General features: G+C 69.8%; 16 protein-coding genes. 11 read left to right on the top strand and 5 right to left on the bottom strand.

Translation table 11 applies throughout. The features are described from left to right. The first annotated feature begins 12 nt into the window (after positions 1 to 12). From ACTJKJ_RS00080 to ACTJKJ_RS00070, 3 genes are read left to right on the top strand one after another with little or no spacing between them, the layout of a single operon-like run. Positions 13 to 375 (top strand): DUF805 domain-containing protein, encoded by a 363-nt coding sequence (locus ACTJKJ_RS00080; RefSeq protein ID WP_440819251.1) that lies wholly within the window; start codon positions 13 to 15, stop codon positions 373 to 375. Further along, the gene (locus ACTJKJ_RS00075) at positions 372 to 2,609 is read left to right on the top strand and encodes an FAD-binding protein (protein ID WP_440819250.1); all 2,238 of its coding nucleotides are present in this window, start codon (positions 372 to 374) and stop codon (positions 2,607 to 2,609) included. Before ACTJKJ_RS00080 ends, ACTJKJ_RS00075 begins: the two co-directional genes overlap by 4 nt. Then, a complete protein-coding gene (locus ACTJKJ_RS00070; protein WP_440819249.1) occupies positions 2,606 to 3,679 on the top strand; it encodes a hypothetical protein in 1,074 nt (357 codons plus the stop codon). Before ACTJKJ_RS00075 ends, ACTJKJ_RS00070 begins: the two co-directional genes overlap by 4 nt. A gap of 31 nt (positions 3,680 to 3,710) precedes the next feature. Here ACTJKJ_RS00070 and ACTJKJ_RS00065 read toward each other — a convergent pair whose 3' ends face one another. Further along, complete coding sequence (locus ACTJKJ_RS00065; protein WP_141225340.1) at positions 3,711 to 4,739, bottom strand: SphA family protein; 1,029 nt, start codon at positions 4,737 to 4,739, stop codon at positions 3,711 to 3,713. Between the two features lie 396 nt (positions 4,740 to 5,135). On the opposite strand from ACTJKJ_RS00065, the gene ACTJKJ_RS00060 reads away from it, so the two are divergent. Further along, on the top strand, positions 5,136 to 5,741 hold the full coding sequence (locus ACTJKJ_RS00060) for a chalcone isomerase family protein (RefSeq protein ID WP_183482615.1): 606 nt from the start codon (positions 5,136 to 5,138) through the stop codon (positions 5,739 to 5,741). A gap of 71 nt (positions 5,742 to 5,812) precedes the next feature. On the opposite strand, the gene ACTJKJ_RS00055 is transcribed toward ACTJKJ_RS00060, so the two are convergent. Beyond that, a complete protein-coding gene (locus ACTJKJ_RS00055) occupies positions 5,813 to 6,055 on the bottom strand; it encodes a glutaredoxin family protein (protein ID WP_091727472.1) in 243 nt (80 codons plus the stop codon). Between the two features lie 42 nt (positions 6,056 to 6,097). On the opposite strand from ACTJKJ_RS00055, the gene ACTJKJ_RS00050 reads away from it, so the two are divergent. Then, positions 6,098 to 7,318, top strand: a complete 1,221-nt coding sequence (locus ACTJKJ_RS00050; protein WP_440819248.1) for a helix-turn-helix domain-containing protein — start codon at positions 6,098 to 6,100, stop codon at positions 7,316 to 7,318. A gap of 90 nt (positions 7,319 to 7,408) precedes the next feature. Beyond that, a complete protein-coding gene (locus tag ACTJKJ_RS00045) occupies positions 7,409 to 8,071 on the top strand; it encodes a Vgb family protein (protein ID WP_147240181.1) in 663 nt (220 codons plus the stop codon). Between the two features lie 25 nt (positions 8,072 to 8,096). Here ACTJKJ_RS00045 and ACTJKJ_RS00040 read toward each other — a convergent pair whose 3' ends face one another. Continuing rightward, a complete protein-coding gene (locus ACTJKJ_RS00040) occupies positions 8,097 to 8,714 on the bottom strand; it encodes a CAP domain-containing protein (protein WP_343608077.1) in 618 nt (205 codons plus the stop codon). A gap of 118 nt (positions 8,715 to 8,832) precedes the next feature. Beyond that, complete coding sequence (gene katG / locus ACTJKJ_RS00035; protein ID WP_440819247.1) at positions 8,833 to 11,028, bottom strand: catalase/peroxidase HPI; 2,196 nt, start codon at positions 11,026 to 11,028, stop codon at positions 8,833 to 8,835. A gap of 344 nt (positions 11,029 to 11,372) precedes the next feature. Between katG and ACTJKJ_RS00030 the strand changes: the two genes are divergently transcribed. The 3 genes from ACTJKJ_RS00030 to ACTJKJ_RS00020 all read left to right on the top strand — a co-directional run bounded on the left by ACTJKJ_RS00030 (position 11,373) and on the right by ACTJKJ_RS00020 (position 13,631). Continuing rightward, a complete protein-coding gene (locus tag ACTJKJ_RS00030; protein WP_091727483.1) occupies positions 11,373 to 12,032 on the top strand; it encodes a peroxiredoxin in 660 nt (219 codons plus the stop codon). Between the two features lie 121 nt (positions 12,033 to 12,153). Then, positions 12,154 to 13,068, top strand: coding sequence for a hypothetical protein (locus tag ACTJKJ_RS00025; RefSeq protein WP_440819246.1), 915 nt, complete (start codon positions 12,154 to 12,156; stop codon positions 13,066 to 13,068). Positions 13,069 to 13,112: 44 nt separating this feature from the next. Then, positions 13,113 to 13,631, top strand: coding sequence for a hypothetical protein (locus ACTJKJ_RS00020; RefSeq protein ID WP_440819245.1), 519 nt, complete (start codon positions 13,113 to 13,115; stop codon positions 13,629 to 13,631). Between the two features lie 31 nt (positions 13,632 to 13,662). Here ACTJKJ_RS00020 and ACTJKJ_RS00015 read toward each other — a convergent pair whose 3' ends face one another. Beyond that, complete coding sequence (locus tag ACTJKJ_RS00015) at positions 13,663 to 14,565, bottom strand: LysR family transcriptional regulator (protein ID WP_297382837.1); 903 nt, start codon at positions 14,563 to 14,565, stop codon at positions 13,663 to 13,665. A 131-nt stretch (positions 14,566 to 14,696) separates the two neighbouring features. Between ACTJKJ_RS00015 and ACTJKJ_RS00010 the strand changes: the two genes are divergently transcribed. Beyond that, positions 14,697 to 15,455, top strand: a complete 759-nt coding sequence (locus ACTJKJ_RS00010; RefSeq protein WP_440819244.1) for an SDR family NAD(P)-dependent oxidoreductase — start codon at positions 14,697 to 14,699, stop codon at positions 15,453 to 15,455. Between the two features lie 25 nt (positions 15,456 to 15,480). Next, a partial coding sequence (locus ACTJKJ_RS00005; protein ID WP_440819243.1) for a tautomerase family protein occupies positions 15,481 to 15,694 on the top strand: 214 nt, incomplete at its 3' end.

The following is a 15,694-nucleotide window of genomic DNA, read 5'->3' as shown; positions in this document are numbered from 1 at the left end:
GAGGAATGGGCCATGTCCAAGAACAATGCGGCGATCCGGGAGTTCTCGACCGCCGGCACGCTGACGCGCGGCGGATTCTGGCTGCGCCAGTGCTCGCTCGTGCCACTGGCACTGTGGGTCGCGATCACGGTCACTGACACGGCGCTTGGCTGGCCTGCGGCGCTCATCGCCACGCTTTTGATGGTCTCGATCTGGGGGCGGCGCCTGCATGATCGCGGGCGCTCCGCCTGGTGGCTGCTCGCCGCCGCGGTGCCGGTGCTCGGGCCGCTGGCCTTGTGCGTCGAATGCGGCCTGCGCGGATCGTCCCCCGCCGCCGCGCGCTTCCGGGCCACCACGCCTGATGACTATCTGACCGTCTCCCCTCGCCAGCCATGACCGCCAGCTCCCATCACATCGTCAACGACGTCACCGGCCTGAACCCAGTGCGCGTCATGGCCATCGTCGCACCGGAGTCGGTCGAGGAGGTCCAGGAAGCATTGCGCCGCACCAGCGGCGCGGTCTCGATCGGCGGCGGCCGCTTCAGCATGGGCGGGCAGACGGCCAGCCCCGGCAGCCTGCACATCGACATGCGGACGCTGAACCGCGTGGTCGCGTTCTCGCCGACGGCTCGCACCCTGCGCGTCCAGGCCGGCGCGCGCTGGTGCGACATCCAGCGCTTCATCGACCCGCACGGGTTGTCGGTGAAGATCATGCAGACCTACGCCAATTTCACGGTCGGCGGAGCGCTCAGCGTCAATTGCCATGGGCGCTACGTCGGGCTCGGTCCGCTGGTGCTGTCGGTGCGCGCGATCCGCATCGTCCTGCACGACGGCAGCGACATCGAGGCCACCCGCGAGTCGAATGCCGAAATCTTCCGCGGCGCCGTTGGCGGCTACGGCGCGCTGGGCGTGATCGTCGAGGTCGAGCTGGACCTCGACCAGAACCTGCGCGTCGAGCGCCGCGACGCGGTCATGCCGCTGTCGGAATACTGGTCCTTCTTCAAGGACCAGGTGCGCGACAACCCGGCAGCGGTCTTCCACAACGCTGATCTGTACGGCCCGCACTACACCACGCTGCGCGCCGTCACCTGGAGCGAGACCGAGAAGCCCGCCACCGTGCGCGAGCGGCTGCAGACGCCGCGAGGCTCATACCCGCTCCATCGCTATTTCCTCTGGTCGATGTCCGAGACCCCGCTCGGCAAGGAGCGCCGGGAGAAGCTGATTGATCCGTTGCTGTACCTGCGCGGCAAGGTTCACTGGCGCAACTACGAGGCCGGCTACGACGTGGCCGAACTGGAGCCGCCGTCGCGGATGCATCGCACCTACGTGCTGCAGGAGTACTTCGTGCCCGTGCAGCGGCTGATGGACTTCGTGCCGAAGATGGCGGAGATCCTGCGCCGGCATCGCGTCAACGCGCTCAACATCTCGATCCGGCATGCGATGCCGGACCCGGACACGATGCTCGCGTGGGCGCCGGCCGAGACCTTCGCCTTCGTCCTGTATCACAAGCAGCGCACGCGCGAGAACGCCCGCCGCCGTGTCGCGGTGTGGACGCGCGAGCTGATCGACGCGGTGCTGTCGGTGGGCGGCGCCTACTACCTGCCCTACCAGCCGCATGCGACGCACGAGCAGTTCCACCGGGCCTATCCGGGCGCGCAGGCGCTGTTCGCGCTCAAGCAGCAGCTGGATCCGCACGGACGCTTCACCAATGCGCTGTGGGACAAGTACTGCCCGCGCTCCGGCTGTGCACCGGAGCGCGCCGGCGATGGCGGCACCACCGAGTTCCATCGCGTCTTCGGCGACACACGGTTGTCCGACGCCTTCTATCTGTTCCTGCAGAACGTCTTCCACACGGCGCCGGAGGATCGCTTCCATCACCTGATCGCGGAGGCCACCGCGCGTCACCGCGACGAGGAGAGCATCTACCGCGACATCCAGCGCCGCCTGCCATCGATCAAGCCGGCGGCGGCCGAGCTGCGCTACGCGCTGCCGGCGCTGTTCAAGCAGAAGGCGGAGATGACGAGTCAGACCCTGGAAGTGCTGGCCGACCGCGAGTTCGACGGCTACCTGGAGATCGGCTCCAAGGGCCGCTATCACGGTGGCCTGTCCAAGGCGCTGCGGTTGCGCGGCGAGTTGGTGTTCGTCGAAGAGAAGCCGCAGAGCCGATCGCCGGTCGACATCGTCGAGCGCGGCCGCTTCGCTCGTCCGGGACGCCACTTCGCCCTGGACGACTACGCACCGCTGTCCGCCGAGATCGCCTCGGGCAGCATCGGCCTGGTGACCTGCTTCATCGGCCTGCATCACATGACGCCCGACACGCTGATGCCCTTCCTGCGATCGGTTCACCGTGTGCTCAGGCCCGGTGGCGCCTTCATCGTGCGGGACCATGATGTGCGGGATCCCGGTCTGGGCGCGCTGGTGTCGCTCGCGCATACCGTGTTCAACGCCGGCCTGGGCGAGACATGGGAAAGCAACGTGGCGGAACGACGCCACTTCGCCTCGGCGCAGGACTGGGTCGACCGCCTGCGCGAAGCGGGCTTCGAAGACAGCGGTCATCGCGTGCTGCAGGCCAGCGACCCGACGCTCAACACGCTGTTCTGCTTCCTCAAGCCCGCAGGAGCCTCCGCATGAACCCCGCCCGATTCACCGCCTTGCGGCGGGCCGGCCGAACGCTGCTGTGCGCGGCCGGACTGGCGCTGGCCGCGAGCGTGGCGGCCGTTCCCGAGACACCGATCGAACACCGCCGGACGCCGGATCAGACCTTCCTGACCTTCCCCGAATGGTTCCTGGTGCACAGCCCGGCCGAGTACGCTGCCTGGCTGGGCGCCAACAGCGCGCCGAGTCGCTTCCCGCTGTACGCGCACGTGGGCCAGTTCTGGCAGTCCTATGCGGCGATCAACTCGGAGATCGAGCGCTACCCGTTCAATGGCGGCTATCACCTGATGGTGATGGTCATCGGAGTCAGCACGTCGATCGAGTACGCGCTCAAGGGCGCTTACGAGCGCACGATCGGCCGTCTGGCCGAGGGGCTGCGCGGCGGCGGTCGCGTGGCGGAGGAAGACTTCGCGGCGCGCTACGCGCAGGCCTATGTGGACTTCATTCGTGTCGAGCCCTGGTACAAGTTCGACTTCGCCTCGCAGCTACGCGCGCTGTGGCACGACGTGCCGATGTCAGGCCCGAACCTCGCTCGCAAATGGGAACGGCGCTACCTTCTGACCACGGAGCTGCTGATCAAGGAAGGCTACGCGCGCCTGATCAAGATGGGGACCCAGTCCCTCTACGAGGCGCCCAAACCGGTCACCGCCGTCTGGTTGAGCCGAGCACCGAAGGATGCGGCCGACGTGGCCGCGCATCCGGACTTCTCGGTCCTGCACCGGGCTGCGGCGCACACCGCATCGGCGAGCGCGCCGGTCCTCGCCACCATCCCTCGTTATGAGGGATTCACTGCCTACAGCCGCTGGCTCGCCGCGCGCGATGTGGATTTTCTGAGCATCGCCGGCAACGACGGCGAGATCGTCGTCAGCGAACTGGTGTCGCAGGCATGGCGTCCCGTTGGCAGCCGCCTGCTGTTCGAGCAACCGATCCTCACCCGGCCCGGCCTCAAACGCGCCGTGATCGCGGTGCCGGTCGCAGGACTCGCCGATGAACTGCGCCGCGCCGCCAAGGCCGGCGACACGGTCGAGCACGTCTACGACTTCTGAGCCCCGCGCGGCGCAGGGCCCGGAGCGGCGCTCAGTTCAACCGGTAGTTCAGTCGCAGCCAGGTGACCGTGCCCTCGGGGCGATTGCGCACCGAGAACTCCTTCATCACCTTGAAGTCGACGCCCCAGTCGCCGCTTTCCGCCAGGTAGGCGATCAGCGGGCCGGCGGACAGCGCCTGGACCTTGTTGGCGCCGGCATCGCCGCCGCGGTCGGCGGTGAACTGCTTGAGCACGTAGCCCTGCACGCCGAACTTCCACTGGTCGTTCAGCTGGTAGGTGCCGGACCAGTCCGCATGCAGGTACTGGCCGGAGCGCACGCCGGTATCGTCGTTGCGGGTGTTGAAGGAGTAGGTCGCGCGCAGGCCGACGGCGAAGCCGTTCTCCCACACGCGCGAGGCCACCAGCAGCGGCTTGAAGGTCCAGTACTTGCCGGCGCCCGGATTGACCGGACGGTCCGCGTCGTAAGAGCCCATCGGCGGGTTGAACGCGACGCCCAGCGCCACGCGCGATTCGTCCTGCTGCCAGTCGAGGTAGGCCGCCAACTCCGGATCGGCCATGCCGCTGCGCTTGCCCGACAGCGCGCCGCCCGCGGCGGCCAGCTGCTGGTTGACGGCCGCGGCGACATTGGCCGGCACGCCGGCCGGCAGCACCGTGGTCAGCGTGAAGTCATTGGTCTGGCGGACCAGCGGGAAGGCGGCGGAGAAGCCCAGGCGGCCGTCCATCACGATCTTCTCGGTGACCCAGGTCAGGCGCGGCACGAAGACGTCGGCCTTGATCGAGCCGTTCACCGTCAGCGGCAGCGTGCCGACACCCGGGATCGTCAGCGCCTGGGTCGGCGTCTTGCCATCGGCGTCGCGCAGCTTGTCGGCCTCGTAGTGCTGGTACCAGAACTGCGCATAGAGACCGGGGAACTGCGGCGTCGAGATCTCGTACGACGGCGCGCCCAGAAGGGCACGCACCTGGCTGTTCTCGGTGGCGTGGGCGGCGCCCGCGGCGGCGAGCGAGGCGACGGCCACGGCGACGAGCGCGCGCGGCATCAGGCAAAGACGGTCGATGGACACGGGGATCCCTCCGGGGTGCTTGGAATGCTTGGAATAAGGTCTGCGGTGTTCGGGCGCCTGCATCGTGTCGAACCACCGGTCTTCAGGCGGACTGCGACTGGTGCCGTGCCCGCGCGTGGCGGCGTCGATGAAGCGGCGCGCATCGTGCCAGCGGATGCCGGCGGCTCGCGTGCCAAACGTCACGTGGACCATCGGATTAGAGGCACGGCCCCAGTTTCCGGGGCTGACGCGCCACACCGTCGCGCGCTTTAATCCGGTCCGCACAGCGCCCGCGATCGCCGTCACCATCGGCTCAAACTCGCGACGCCCCGAGTGCGGGCCCGTTTCGCCACCGCGTCCGGCCGGCTCGCGGATTCCCCTGACAACACGACGCGCCACGCCTGGAGGAGACTTCCCATGCTTCGTACCGCTCTTGCCCGTTCCGCCCGGAACGCCCTGTCCATCGGCCTGATCGCGGCATCGACCTGGGTCGCCGCCGCGGAGGTCGAGGTGGAGGGCTACAAGTTCCAGGACACGGCCACGCTGCACAACCAGGTGCTGCAGCTCAACGGCGCGGCCACGTCGAGCATCCTGTCGACGCGCTCGACCGCGGTGGCCTTCTACCTGCCGCGCAAGCAGACCACGATGGAAGCGGCGGTGGCCGAGAAGGGGGCCAAGCGCATCACCTTCTACATGATGCGGGACGTGTCCTCGCGCGACCTGGCCAACGCGATGCTCGACCGCATCCGCCAGAACGCGGCGGACGAGTTCGCGAAGAACATCATCCAGACCTCGCAACTGGGCGTGGTCTTCGGCAATCGCGCCAAGCTGCTCAAGGGCGACCTGGTCACGATCGACTACGACCCGGCGAAGCAGACCACCGAGTTCAACGTCAACGGCCAGAAGGTCGGCGACACCATCCAGGGCGAGAGCTTCTTCCCGATGATGATGAAGGTCTGGATCGGCCCGAAGGTGCGCGGCAGCACGCGCGACGGCCTGCTCGGCATCGCGCCGGCGAAGTGACCGCGGGGCGGGAACCCCGATGACGACGGGCCTCTGGCCCGTCGTCGTGTTTCAGCGCTGGCGCGGCGCGCTCAGCGGCCGAGCTGCTTCAGCGCCGCCTGCAGGCCGGTGACGCCGCCGACGCGCTGGTCGTTGATGAAGACCTGCGGCATCTGCCGCACCGACGGGCCGCACTTCTCGTAGAAGGCCATGCGCTCGGCCTCGTCGTCGATCAGGATTTCCTGGAATGCCATCCCGCGCGACTTGAGCAGCATCTTCGCCGTGTCGCATTGCGGGCAGGCGGACTTGGAGTAGACGACGATCTTGAGTTCCATGGGGCCGGAGTGTATGCGCCGTCGCGCTTAAGCTCCGCGCCCATGGACGCCCTGATCAACGCCGCCGCGCGCTGTCTCGCCGCCGGGGATGCGCTTGGCGCGCTGCAGCGGGTGGCCTTGCGCGAGGACCCGCCCGCGCTCGCGCTGCGCGGCATCGCGATGGCGCAGTTCGGTGAGCATCCGCGCGCCCGCGACCTGCTGCGGCGCGCCGCCAAGGGCTTCGGTCCGACGGAGGCCGTCGCCCGCGCGCGCTGCGTCGTGGCCGAAGCGGAAGTCGCCCTGGCGATGCGCGACCTGGGCGAGCCCGCGCGTGCGCTGCTGCAGGCGGCCGAGGTTCTCGAAGCCCACGATGATCGCGCCAACGCCTTGCTGGGCCGATGGATCGCGGCGCGGCGCCTGATCCTGCTGGGACGGCTCGACGAGGCCAGGCGCGCCCTGCCCATCGAGGAACCCGCGCGATCGCCGCCGCTGCTGGCGGCCATGGCGGGATTGACGACCGCCGAGCTCGCGCTGCGCTCGCTGCGCAGCGGGGAGGCTGTGGCGGCGCTCGATGCGGCTGCCATCGCCGCGTGGCGCTCCGGCGTGCCGGCGCTGATGGCGGAGGCCGACGCGATGCGGGCCCTGCTCGACCAGCCGGTGGCCCGGCGCATCGACGCGGGCACGGAACGTCCCCTGCGGCTCGCCGAGGTCGAGGCGCTGCTGCAGTCGCCCGCGTTCGTCGTCGACGCCTGCCGGCGAGCGATCCGCGGTGCCGGCCTGGCCGTGGACCTGGCGCGCCGGCCGGTGCTGTTCAGCCTGGCGCGCGCGCTGGCCGAGGCCGGCCCGGCAGGCGCCTCGCGCGCCGCGCTGATCCTGCGCGCCTTCCGGGCGCGCCATCCGGACGAGACCCATCGCGCGCGGCTGCGCGTGGAACTTGGCCGGCTGCGCGCGCTGCTCGCGCCGGCGGCCCGCATCGAAGCGACCCCCGATGGCTTCGCGCTGCGGGCCGAGGCGGGCCGGTCGGTGACGGTGCTGGTGCCGCCGATCGAAGGCGAGTCCGCCGCCTTGCTGGCGCTGCTCGCGGACGGCAACGCCTGGTCGACCTCGGCCCTCGCGCTGGCCCTGGGCGCGAGCCAGCGGACGGTGCAGCGCGCGCTGGCGGACCTGGAGGCCGACGGACGGGTGCGGGCGCTCGGACTCACGCGTGCCCGGCGCTGGTTGGCACCGCCGATGAGCGGATTCGCGACGATCTTGTTACTCCCCGCGTTGCCGCCGTCTGGATAGATTGCGGTCCATGCGGCGACGGTCGCCGCGAAGGAGAACCCGATGTCCTCGACCGCTTCCACTGCTTGCGATCCCCACGCCGAGGCCCGCATGGCCTCCAACGACGGCCTGCCCGAGGCCCGTCCCGCCGAGGTCGTGCGCGAGTACGGCCCCTACCCCGGCGCGCCCGCCGTCCACGGCGTCAGCCACGACGGCGACCGCGTCTGGGCCGCGACGGCGCTGGGGTTGCTGGCGATCGACCCGGCCAGCGGCGAGGTCCAGCGCACGCTGCCCTGCGCCGCCGACGCTGGCACCGCCTTCGATGGCCGCCACCTGTACCAGATCGCCGATGCGCGCATCCACAAGATCGACCCCGCCAGCGGGCGCGTGCTCGGGTCGATCCCGGCGCCATCGGGTCAAGGCAGCGATTCCGGACTCACCTGGGCCGAAGGCAGCCTGTGGGTGGGCCAGTACCGCGACCGCACGATCGTGCAGATCGATCCCGAGACCGGCGCGGTGCGACGCAGGATCGAGTCCAACCGCTTCGTCACCGGCGTCACCTGGGTCGATGGCGAGCTCTGGCATGCCACCTGGGAAGGCGACGAGAGCGAGCTTCGACGCGTCGATCCCGTCGACGGCACGGTGAAGGAGCGGCTCGCGATGCCCGCCCACCAGGGCGTCAGCGGCCTGGAGTCCGACGGCGCCGGCCTGTTCTATTGCGGTGGCGGCGGCAGCGGGAAGCTGCGCGCCGTGCGGCGCCCGCCGCGCGCCTGACAGGCGCGGCGCCCGGGCTGTCGCTTCAGCGCGCCTTGCCCAGGTCCATGACCCAGTACTTGCTGTAGGTGTTGGCCGAGGAAGCCGCCGGCCGGCAGGCGACGCCCACGTCGGCGAAGTTGGCCGACATCAGGTTGGCGCAGTGGCCCGGGCTGTTGCGCCAGGAGCTCATGACCGCCTCGACCGTCGCCTGGCCGGCGGCGATGTTCTCGCCGGCCGCGACCCAGGTGTAGCCGGCGGCGGTGATCCGGTCGGAGAACTTGCGGCCGTCCTGGCTGTCGTGGCTGAAGTAGTTCTTGTTGGCCATGTCCAGCGCGTGCGCGTCGGCAGCCTGCGTCAGCTTGTCGTTCCAGACGACCGGCGCGACGGCGGGGAAGTTCCCCGACGTGCCGCAGCTGGCGCCCGAGGCGCGCAGCGCGTTGATGCGGTCGAGCAGGTCCTGCTTGAAGTTGGGCAGGTCGCAGGTGCCGGCCACGGGAGTGGGCGTCGGCGTCGACGGGGTGGGCGTGGGGGTCGAGCCCGGCGTGCCGGTATCGGCGTCACCGCCGCCACCGCCGCAGGCGCTCAGTCCCAGCGCCAGCAAGGCGGCGGCAATCATCGAAAGGGGCAATGGCCGGCGGACCGGCTTCTCATGGACGTCCATCGCGGCATCTTATGAAACAGCCGGCAAGAAAGCTGGAACGAAACGTACCGGGCCGGGCCAGCGTGGTCATTGCGCCGCGATCTCCGGACGCCGCTGCGCGAGCGGCGCCCGGGAGCGCTCACAGCAGGTCGTAGCGGTCCAGGTTCATCACCTTCGTCCAGGCCTTGACGAAGTCGTTGACGAAGACCTTCTCGCCGTCACTGGACGCGTACACCTCGGCCAGCGCGCGCAGCTGGGAGTTCGAGCCGAACACCAGGTCCGCCGCGGTGCCGGTCCACTTCAGCGCACCGGTCCCGCGGTCGCGGCCCTCCCGCACGCCTTCGTCGCTGGTCGACTTCTGCCATTTGGTCCGCATGTCCAGCAGGTTGACGAAGAAGTCGTTGCTCAGCGTTTCCGGACGCGTCGTGAAGACCCCATGCCGGGTATGGCCGAAGTTGGTGCCCAGCACCCGCATGCCGCCGATCAGCGCCGTCATCTCCGGCGCGCTCAGCGTGAGCAGCTGGGCCTTGTCGACCAGCAGCTCGGCCGCGTGCGGCACCAGGTCCTTGCGGATGTAGTTGCGGAAGGCGTCAGCCGCGGGCTCCAGCACGCCGAAGGACTCGACGTCCGTCTGGTCCTGAGACGCATCGGTGCGGCCCGGCGAGAAGGGCACGACGACCGCATGCCCCGCCTGCTTCGCCGCTGCCTCGACACCGGCCGATCCGCCCAGCACGATCAGGTCGGCCAGCGAGATCTGCTTGCCGCCGGCCGCCGAGCTGTTGAACTCCTTGCGCACCGCTTCCAGCTTGGACAGCACCTTCTCGAGCTCGCTGGGCTGGTTCACCGGCCATTCCTTCTGCGGCGCGAGCCGGATCCGCGCGCCATTGGCGCCGCCGCGCTTGTCGCCGCCGCGGAAGGTCGAGGCCGAGGCCCAGGCCGTCGTCACCAGCTGCGAGATGCTCAGGCCGCTGGCCAGCAGCTTCGCCTTGAGCGCGGTGACGTCCTGGTCGTCCACCAGCGGATGGCTGACCGGCGGCACCGGGTCCTGCCAGATCAGCTGCTCCTGCGGCACCAGCTTGCCGAGGTAGCGGGACGTCGGCCCCATGTCGCGGTGCGTCAGCTTGAACCAGGCGCGCGCGAAGGCGTCGGCCAGCTCGGCCGGGTTCTGCATGAAGCGGCGCGAGATCTTCTCGTAGGCCGGATCGACGCGCAGCGCCAGGTCGGCCGTCGTCATCATCGGCGCGTGGCGCTTGGCCTTGTCATGCGCGTCGGGCACGGTGCCGGCGCCGGCGCCGCCCTTGGGCGTCCACTGGTGGGCGCCGGCCGGGCTCTTCGTCAGCTCCCATTCGTAGCCGAACAAGGTCTCGAAGTAGCTGTTGTCCCAGGTCGTCGGCGTCGGCGTCCAGGCGCCCTCGATGCCGCTGGTGATCGTGTAGACGCCCATGCCCTCGCCGAGCTGGTTCTTCCAGCCCAGGCCCTGCTCCTCGAGCCCGGCGCCCTCCGGCATCGCGCCGACGTGATGCGCCTCGCCCGCGCCGTGCGCCTTGCCGAAGGTATGGCCGCCGGCGACCAGCGCCACCGTCTCCTCGTCGTTCATCGCCATGCGGCGGAAGGTCTCGCGGATGTCGCGCGCGGAGGCCGCCGGATCGGGCTTGCCGTTCGGCCCTTCCGGATTCACGTAGATCAGGCCCATCTGCACCGCCGCCAGCGGATTGGCCAGGTCGCGGTCGCCGGCATAACGTTCGTCGCCGAGCCAGGTGGTCTCCGGGCCCCAGAAGGTGTCGGTCTCCGGCTCCCAGATGTCAGCGCGGCCGCCCGCGAAGCCAAAGGTCTTGAAGCCCATCGACTCCAGCGCGACGTTGCCCGCCAGGATCATCAGGTCGGCCCACGACAGCTTGCGGCCGTACTTCTGCTTGACCGGCCAGAGCAGGCGCCGGGCCTTGTCGAGGTTGCCGTTGTCGGGCCAGCTGTTCAGCGGCGCGAAGCGCTGCGCGCCGGTGCCCGCGCCGCCGCGGCCGTCCTGCACGCGGTAGGTGCCGGCCGAGTGCCAGGCCATGCGGATGAAGAACGGGCCGTAGTGGCCGTAGTCGGCGGGCCACCAGTCCTGCGAGTCGGTCATCAGCGCATGCAGGTCCTGGACCACCGCGTCGAGGTCCAGGGTCTGGAACTCCCGCGCGTACTTGAATTCCTCGCCCATCGGATTGGACTTGGGCGAATGCAGGGAAAGGATGGAGAGGTTGAGTTGCTCGGGCCACCAGTCGCGGTTGCCTTTGGTCCCGGCCACCGCATGGTGGTGGGTGCCGCTCGAGAATGGGCACTTGGAATCGCCTGACATATCTGCCTCCTGAGTTGAGCCTTGGGGAACCGTCCGCTTGTCCGCAGAGTGCGAGCGCGGACGAGTCTAGGACTCGGCCGGCGACGGCGGCAACAGCCGGTGTTTATCGGGCCGATAGTTTTTTCGGCGTGGCCGCCGGCGGCGCGGGCCCTCATCCGGTCCGCGCATGAGTAAAGTCGCTGGCCGAGCAAGGCCATTGGGCAGACTCTCCCCGTCGTCGAAAGGGAGGACAAGAATGTCGCCCAGCCGCCGGCGGGTGCCGGTGGGACGACGAGAATCGCCCGGTCCCGCACGATCGACCGTCGCCGTCCGCGGCGATGGACCCCTTCACCTTGGAGCCCATCATGTCTCTGCGCATCAACGACACCGCCCCGAACTTCACCGCCAAGACCACGCACGGGGAGATCAACTTCCACGACTGGATCGGCGACAGCTGGGCCATCCTGTTCTCGCACCCGAAGGACTTCACCCCGGTGTGCACGACCGAGCTGGGCTACATGGCGAAGATCGAGCCCGAATTCACCAAGCGCAACGCCAAGCTGATCGGGCTGTCCATCGATCCGGTCGAGAACCACTCGAAGTGGGCCGCCGACATCGAGGAGACTCAGGGCGCCGCGGTGAAGTACCCGATGATCGGCGACACCGACCTGGCGGTGGCCAAGCTCTACAACATGCTGCCGGCCGAGGAGCCGGGCACTTCGGAAGGCCGCACCGCGGCGACCAACGCGACGGTGCGCTCGGTGTTCATCGTCGGCCCGGACAAGAAGATCAAGCTGACGCTGACCTACCCGATGACCACGGGCCGCAACTTCGACGAGATCCTGCGCGTGCTCGATTCCATCCAGCTCACCGCCAAGCACCGCGTCGCCACGCCGGTGAACTGGAAGCACGGGGACGACGTGATCATCGCGGGCTCGGTGTCCGACGACGAAGCCAAGACGATCTACCCCGAAGGCTGGAAGGCGCCCAAGCCTTACCTGCGCATCGTCAAGCAGCCGAAGTGAGGCGGCGCGCCCGGCGCGCGTGACGACACCGCGCCGCGCGTTGCGCCCGAATGAAGGCCGGACCCTCCGATGGGGGGAAACCGGCCTTTTTCCATGGGGCGTCGATAACATGCGCGGCCTCATGCGACGCGCGACCGTATTGCCCACCCGTAGCTCCGCGGCCATCGCCGGGCTGACCATCGTGATCGCGGCTGCCGTCGCCCTGGCCTGGGTCTACGCGCCCAGCGGCGAGCGGGTGACGCTGAACGCTGCCGCTGCTGCGGACGCGGGTCCGAGCGCCGCGGCAAGGCCGGCGAAGGAAGTCGCCGCTCAAGCGCGCAGCGTGACGCCAACCTCCCCCGATCCAACGACGGCCGAGGCCACGAAGCCCGCCGCGCCACCGCGCGCCGCTGTCGGCGCCTCCGCCGTCATCGAGGACTACGGCCAGATCGTGCTTGCCGCGCTGCAGGGCGGCTCCGCGGCGCAGGCCGGCGATGCGACGGAGGTGTTGTCCCGCTGCGAGGGCGCGACCCAGGTGCGAGAGACCCTGGAGACCGTCCGCGCCGATCCCAAGTCCAACCCGGCGGACGTCGCCCACGCGATCGCGCATTTCGACGACCGCGTGCGCCGCTGCCAGTCCATCACCGACGAGATGCGGGCCCAGCGCCTGCCGCTGGCCGAGCGCGCGCTGCGGGGCGGCGAGCGAGGTGTCTCGATGGCCTACTTCCGCCTGGTCGATTTCGACCCGCCGCAGGACATGCGCGCCCCGCTGCTCGAGGGCCTGCGCGGCGATGTCCGCGCCGGCGACCGCTTCCCCACGCTCGTGCTCGCCACGCGCGGCGAAGACCTGGGTTTGTCTCCGGTCGAGGCGCGGGCCTACGCCCTGCTGGCCGAGGACCTCAACCCCCAACTCATCGCGCCGGGCAAGTTCAGCCGGAACCGCGAGCAGGAGCGCCTGACTGACGCGCAGCTGCGCCAGGCCGCCGAGCTCAAGGAGCAGTACAAGCGCGAGATGAAGCGGCCACGCACCGGCCGGCGCGTGGGCCGATCCGGCTGAGCCAGAATCCCGCGCGTCGGGAGCGATTCGAACAAGGAGAAGACATGGCGGACAAGAAGGAGATCCAGGCGCGGGCCGAAGCGCTGCTCGCGCAGGGCGTGGGCAAGTCCGAGGTGTTCCGGCAGCTGTCCGGACAGGGCATGAAGGACCGCCAACTGGCGGCCTGGCTGGCCGCCCGGCATGACCCGCAGGCGCGCGCCGAGATGAGCCTGCACGTCAACATCCTGGTCGGGCTGATGGTGCTGCAGGCGCTGATCGTGCTGGCGGTCGGCTGGCAGGTCTCGATGTGGCTCGGCCTCGCGTTGACCAGCATCCCGCTGCTGTTCGCCTGGGGCTTCCGCAAGCCCTACGCCGGCGCCTACACCGGCTACCTGTTCCTGTCGATCATCACGGTGGGCCGCAACGTGGCCCAGCTGTTCCCGATCACCACCGGCGGCCTGGTCGGCGTGGCGCTCTCGATCGCCATGATCTGCTACGTCTTCTGGATCCAGCGCCGGATCTTCCCGGACATGAACTTCCTCGGCCCGATGCGCAAGGGCGGACAGTTCGTCTTCACGACCTGAGGTCGATCGCAGGCCGTCCAAGACCGCGCCATCAGGGCACGAACAGCGCCCGCTCTTCCTCGAAGACCTGCTGCAGATGGTCCGCGACGGTCCGGATCGCACGGGCCTTGCGGTCCTGGCCGCGGATCAGCAGCCACATCTCGCGCGCCTCGCGGGTCGGCGTCAGCGCGCATTCGCGTAGGCCCGGCACCTGGCGTCCGATGTAGTGCGGCAGCAGCGCCAGGCCGGCGCCGGTCCGCGCCGCGATCGCCTGCGACATGTGGTTGTTGGCGCGGAAGGCCACCCGCCTGCGCGGGAAGTGCTGCGCGAGCCAGGTGGCGTCGGGCATGTCCGCGTTCTCCTCGTCGAAGCCGACGAAGACCGGCGCCGCGCCGCCCTCCACCGCCGCGCAGATCGCCGGCGTGCCGTAGAAGCCGAAACCCATGGTGCCCAGCGGCTTGGCGATGAAGTCGCCGTCGCGCGGTCGCATCAGGCGCACCGCGATGTCGGCGCGGTGACGGTCCAGGCTGACCGGGCGCAGGTCGGTGGCGAGGTCCAGGTCCAGCCCCGGATGCACCGCGGAGAGCCGCGCGAGCCGATCGATCAGGAAGCCCTGCGACAGCGCCGGTGGCGCATTGACCCGCACCAGCCCGCGCACCGCGTCGTCCTCGTCGCCTTCGCGGGCGAGCGTCAACGCGGCGGCTTCCATCTCGCTCGCGGCAGCCAGCGCCAGCCGGCCCGCCGGCGTCAGCGCATAACCGTCGGGCCGGCGGTCGACGAGCTTGTCGCCGAGGCGATCCTCCAGCGACTGGATGCGGCGCGAGATCGTCGCGTGATTGACCGAGAGCGCCCGCGCCGCCGCCGACAGGCTGCCGTGCCGCCCGAGCGCGAGGAACACCCGCATGTCCTCCCAATCCACGCCCCGGCGAGGGCCTGTGCGTTTTTGATCAGCCATTGAGACAGGATAGCGGCTACCGCTGGCACAGGCCGGCTCCTACGCTTCGTCCAACGCCTCCCGATCCCCGATCGCCGCGGCGTCCCCGACGACCCCGGATCCTCCGGATCCCGCATGAACAGGAGCCTTCCATGTCCACCGCTTCCAGCACCGCCTCCGCCACCACCACCAACACCAACACGACCATCACGCAACGGGTCGCCCTCATCACGGGCGCCTCGCAAGGCATCGGCGCCGGCCTCGTCGCCGCCTACCGCGCCCAGGGTTATGCGGTCATCGCCAACTCCCGCAACATCCAGCCGGGCGACGACGCCGGCGTGATCGCCGTGCCCGGCCACATCGGCGACCGCGCCGTCGCCCAGCGCATTGTCCAGACGGCGCTCGACCGCTTCGGCCGCATCGACACGCTGATCAACAACGCCGGCATCTTCCTGGCCAAGCCCTTCACCGAATACACGCTGGCGGACTACCAGGCCGCGTTCGACGTCAACGTGGCCGGCTTCTTCCACCTCACGCAGCTGGCGCTGCCGCAGATGCTGCTGCAGCGGCACGGCCACATCGTGCAGATCACGACCACGCTGGTCGACCAGCCGATCGCCGGCGTGCCGGCCGGCCTGGCCAGCCTGACCAAGGGCGGCCTGGATGCGGTGACGCGCTCGCTCGCGATCGAATACGCGAAGAGCGGCGTGCGCGTGAACGCGGTGCGCCCAGGCGTCATCAAGACCCCGATGCATGCACCGCAGACCCATGACTTCCTGGCCGCCCTGCACCCGATGGGCCGCATGGGCGAGATCAGCGAGGTCGTCGACGCAGTGATGTACCTGGAGCGCGCCGGCTTCGTCACCGGCGAGCTGCTCAACGTCGACGGCGGCCAGCACGCCGGCCGCTGACCCCTGACCGCTGAAAGGAGCCCCCATGCCCTACGTCAACATCAAGGTGACCCGCGAGGGCACCGCCCCCGGCGCCAGCGCCACCACGCCCGAGCAGAAGGCCGCCCTGATCCAGGGCGTCAGCGACCTGCTCTTCGAGGTGATGGGCAAGCCGCGCCACATGACCTTCGTCGTCATCGACGAGGTGGAGCTCGAGAACTGGGGCGTCGGCGGACTGCCGACGGCGGAGTTCCGCCGGC

The organism is Roseateles sp. 22389, assembly GCF_052044995.1.
In the GTDB taxonomy this organism is placed as follows: Bacteria; Pseudomonadota; Gammaproteobacteria; order Burkholderiales; family Burkholderiaceae_C; genus Roseateles.
The sequence above is the reverse complement of the archived record's forward strand: the minus strand, read 5'-3'. Positions and strand labels throughout refer to the sequence as shown.

What these genes read in the sequence shown, in the direction of transcription:
- ACTJKJ_RS00075 (WP_440819250.1), top strand. Translation starts at nt 372, where the DNA reads ATGACCGCCAGCTCCCATCACATCGTCAACGACGTCACCGGCCTGAAC.
- ACTJKJ_RS00070 (WP_440819249.1), top strand. Translation starts at nt 2,606, where the DNA reads ATGAACCCCGCCCGATTCACCGCCTTGCGGCGGGCCGGCCGAACGCTG.
- ACTJKJ_RS00040 (WP_343608077.1), bottom strand. Translation starts at nt 8,714, where the DNA reads ATGGACGTCCATGAGAAGCCGGTCCGCCGGCCATTGCCCCTTTCGATG.
- ACTJKJ_RS00080 (WP_440819251.1), top strand. Translation starts at nt 13, where the DNA reads ATGTCCAAGAACAATGCGGCGATCCGGGAGTTCTCGACCGCCGGCACG.
- ACTJKJ_RS00060 (WP_183482615.1), top strand. Translation starts at nt 5,136, where the DNA reads ATGCTTCGTACCGCTCTTGCCCGTTCCGCCCGGAACGCCCTGTCCATC.
- ACTJKJ_RS00015 (WP_297382837.1), bottom strand. Translation starts at nt 14,565, where the DNA reads ATGGCTGATCAAAAACGCACAGGCCCTCGCCGGGGCGTGGATTGGGAG.
- ACTJKJ_RS00025 (WP_440819246.1), top strand. Translation starts at nt 12,154, where the DNA reads ATGCGACGCGCGACCGTATTGCCCACCCGTAGCTCCGCGGCCATCGCC.
- ACTJKJ_RS00030 (WP_091727483.1), top strand. Translation starts at nt 11,373, where the DNA reads ATGTCTCTGCGCATCAACGACACCGCCCCGAACTTCACCGCCAAGACC.
- ACTJKJ_RS00010 (WP_440819244.1), top strand. Translation starts at nt 14,697, where the DNA reads ATGTCCACCGCTTCCAGCACCGCCTCCGCCACCACCACCAACACCAAC.
- ACTJKJ_RS00020 (WP_440819245.1), top strand. Translation starts at nt 13,113, where the DNA reads ATGGCGGACAAGAAGGAGATCCAGGCGCGGGCCGAAGCGCTGCTCGCG.
- katG (WP_440819247.1), bottom strand. Translation starts at nt 11,028, where the DNA reads ATGTCAGGCGATTCCAAGTGCCCATTCTCGAGCGGCACCCACCACCAT.
- ACTJKJ_RS00045 (WP_147240181.1), top strand. Translation starts at nt 7,409, where the DNA reads ATGGCCTCCAACGACGGCCTGCCCGAGGCCCGTCCCGCCGAGGTCGTG.
- ACTJKJ_RS00050 (WP_440819248.1), top strand. Translation starts at nt 6,098, where the DNA reads ATGGACGCCCTGATCAACGCCGCCGCGCGCTGTCTCGCCGCCGGGGAT.
- ACTJKJ_RS00055 (WP_091727472.1), bottom strand. Translation starts at nt 6,055, where the DNA reads ATGGAACTCAAGATCGTCGTCTACTCCAAGTCCGCCTGCCCGCAATGC.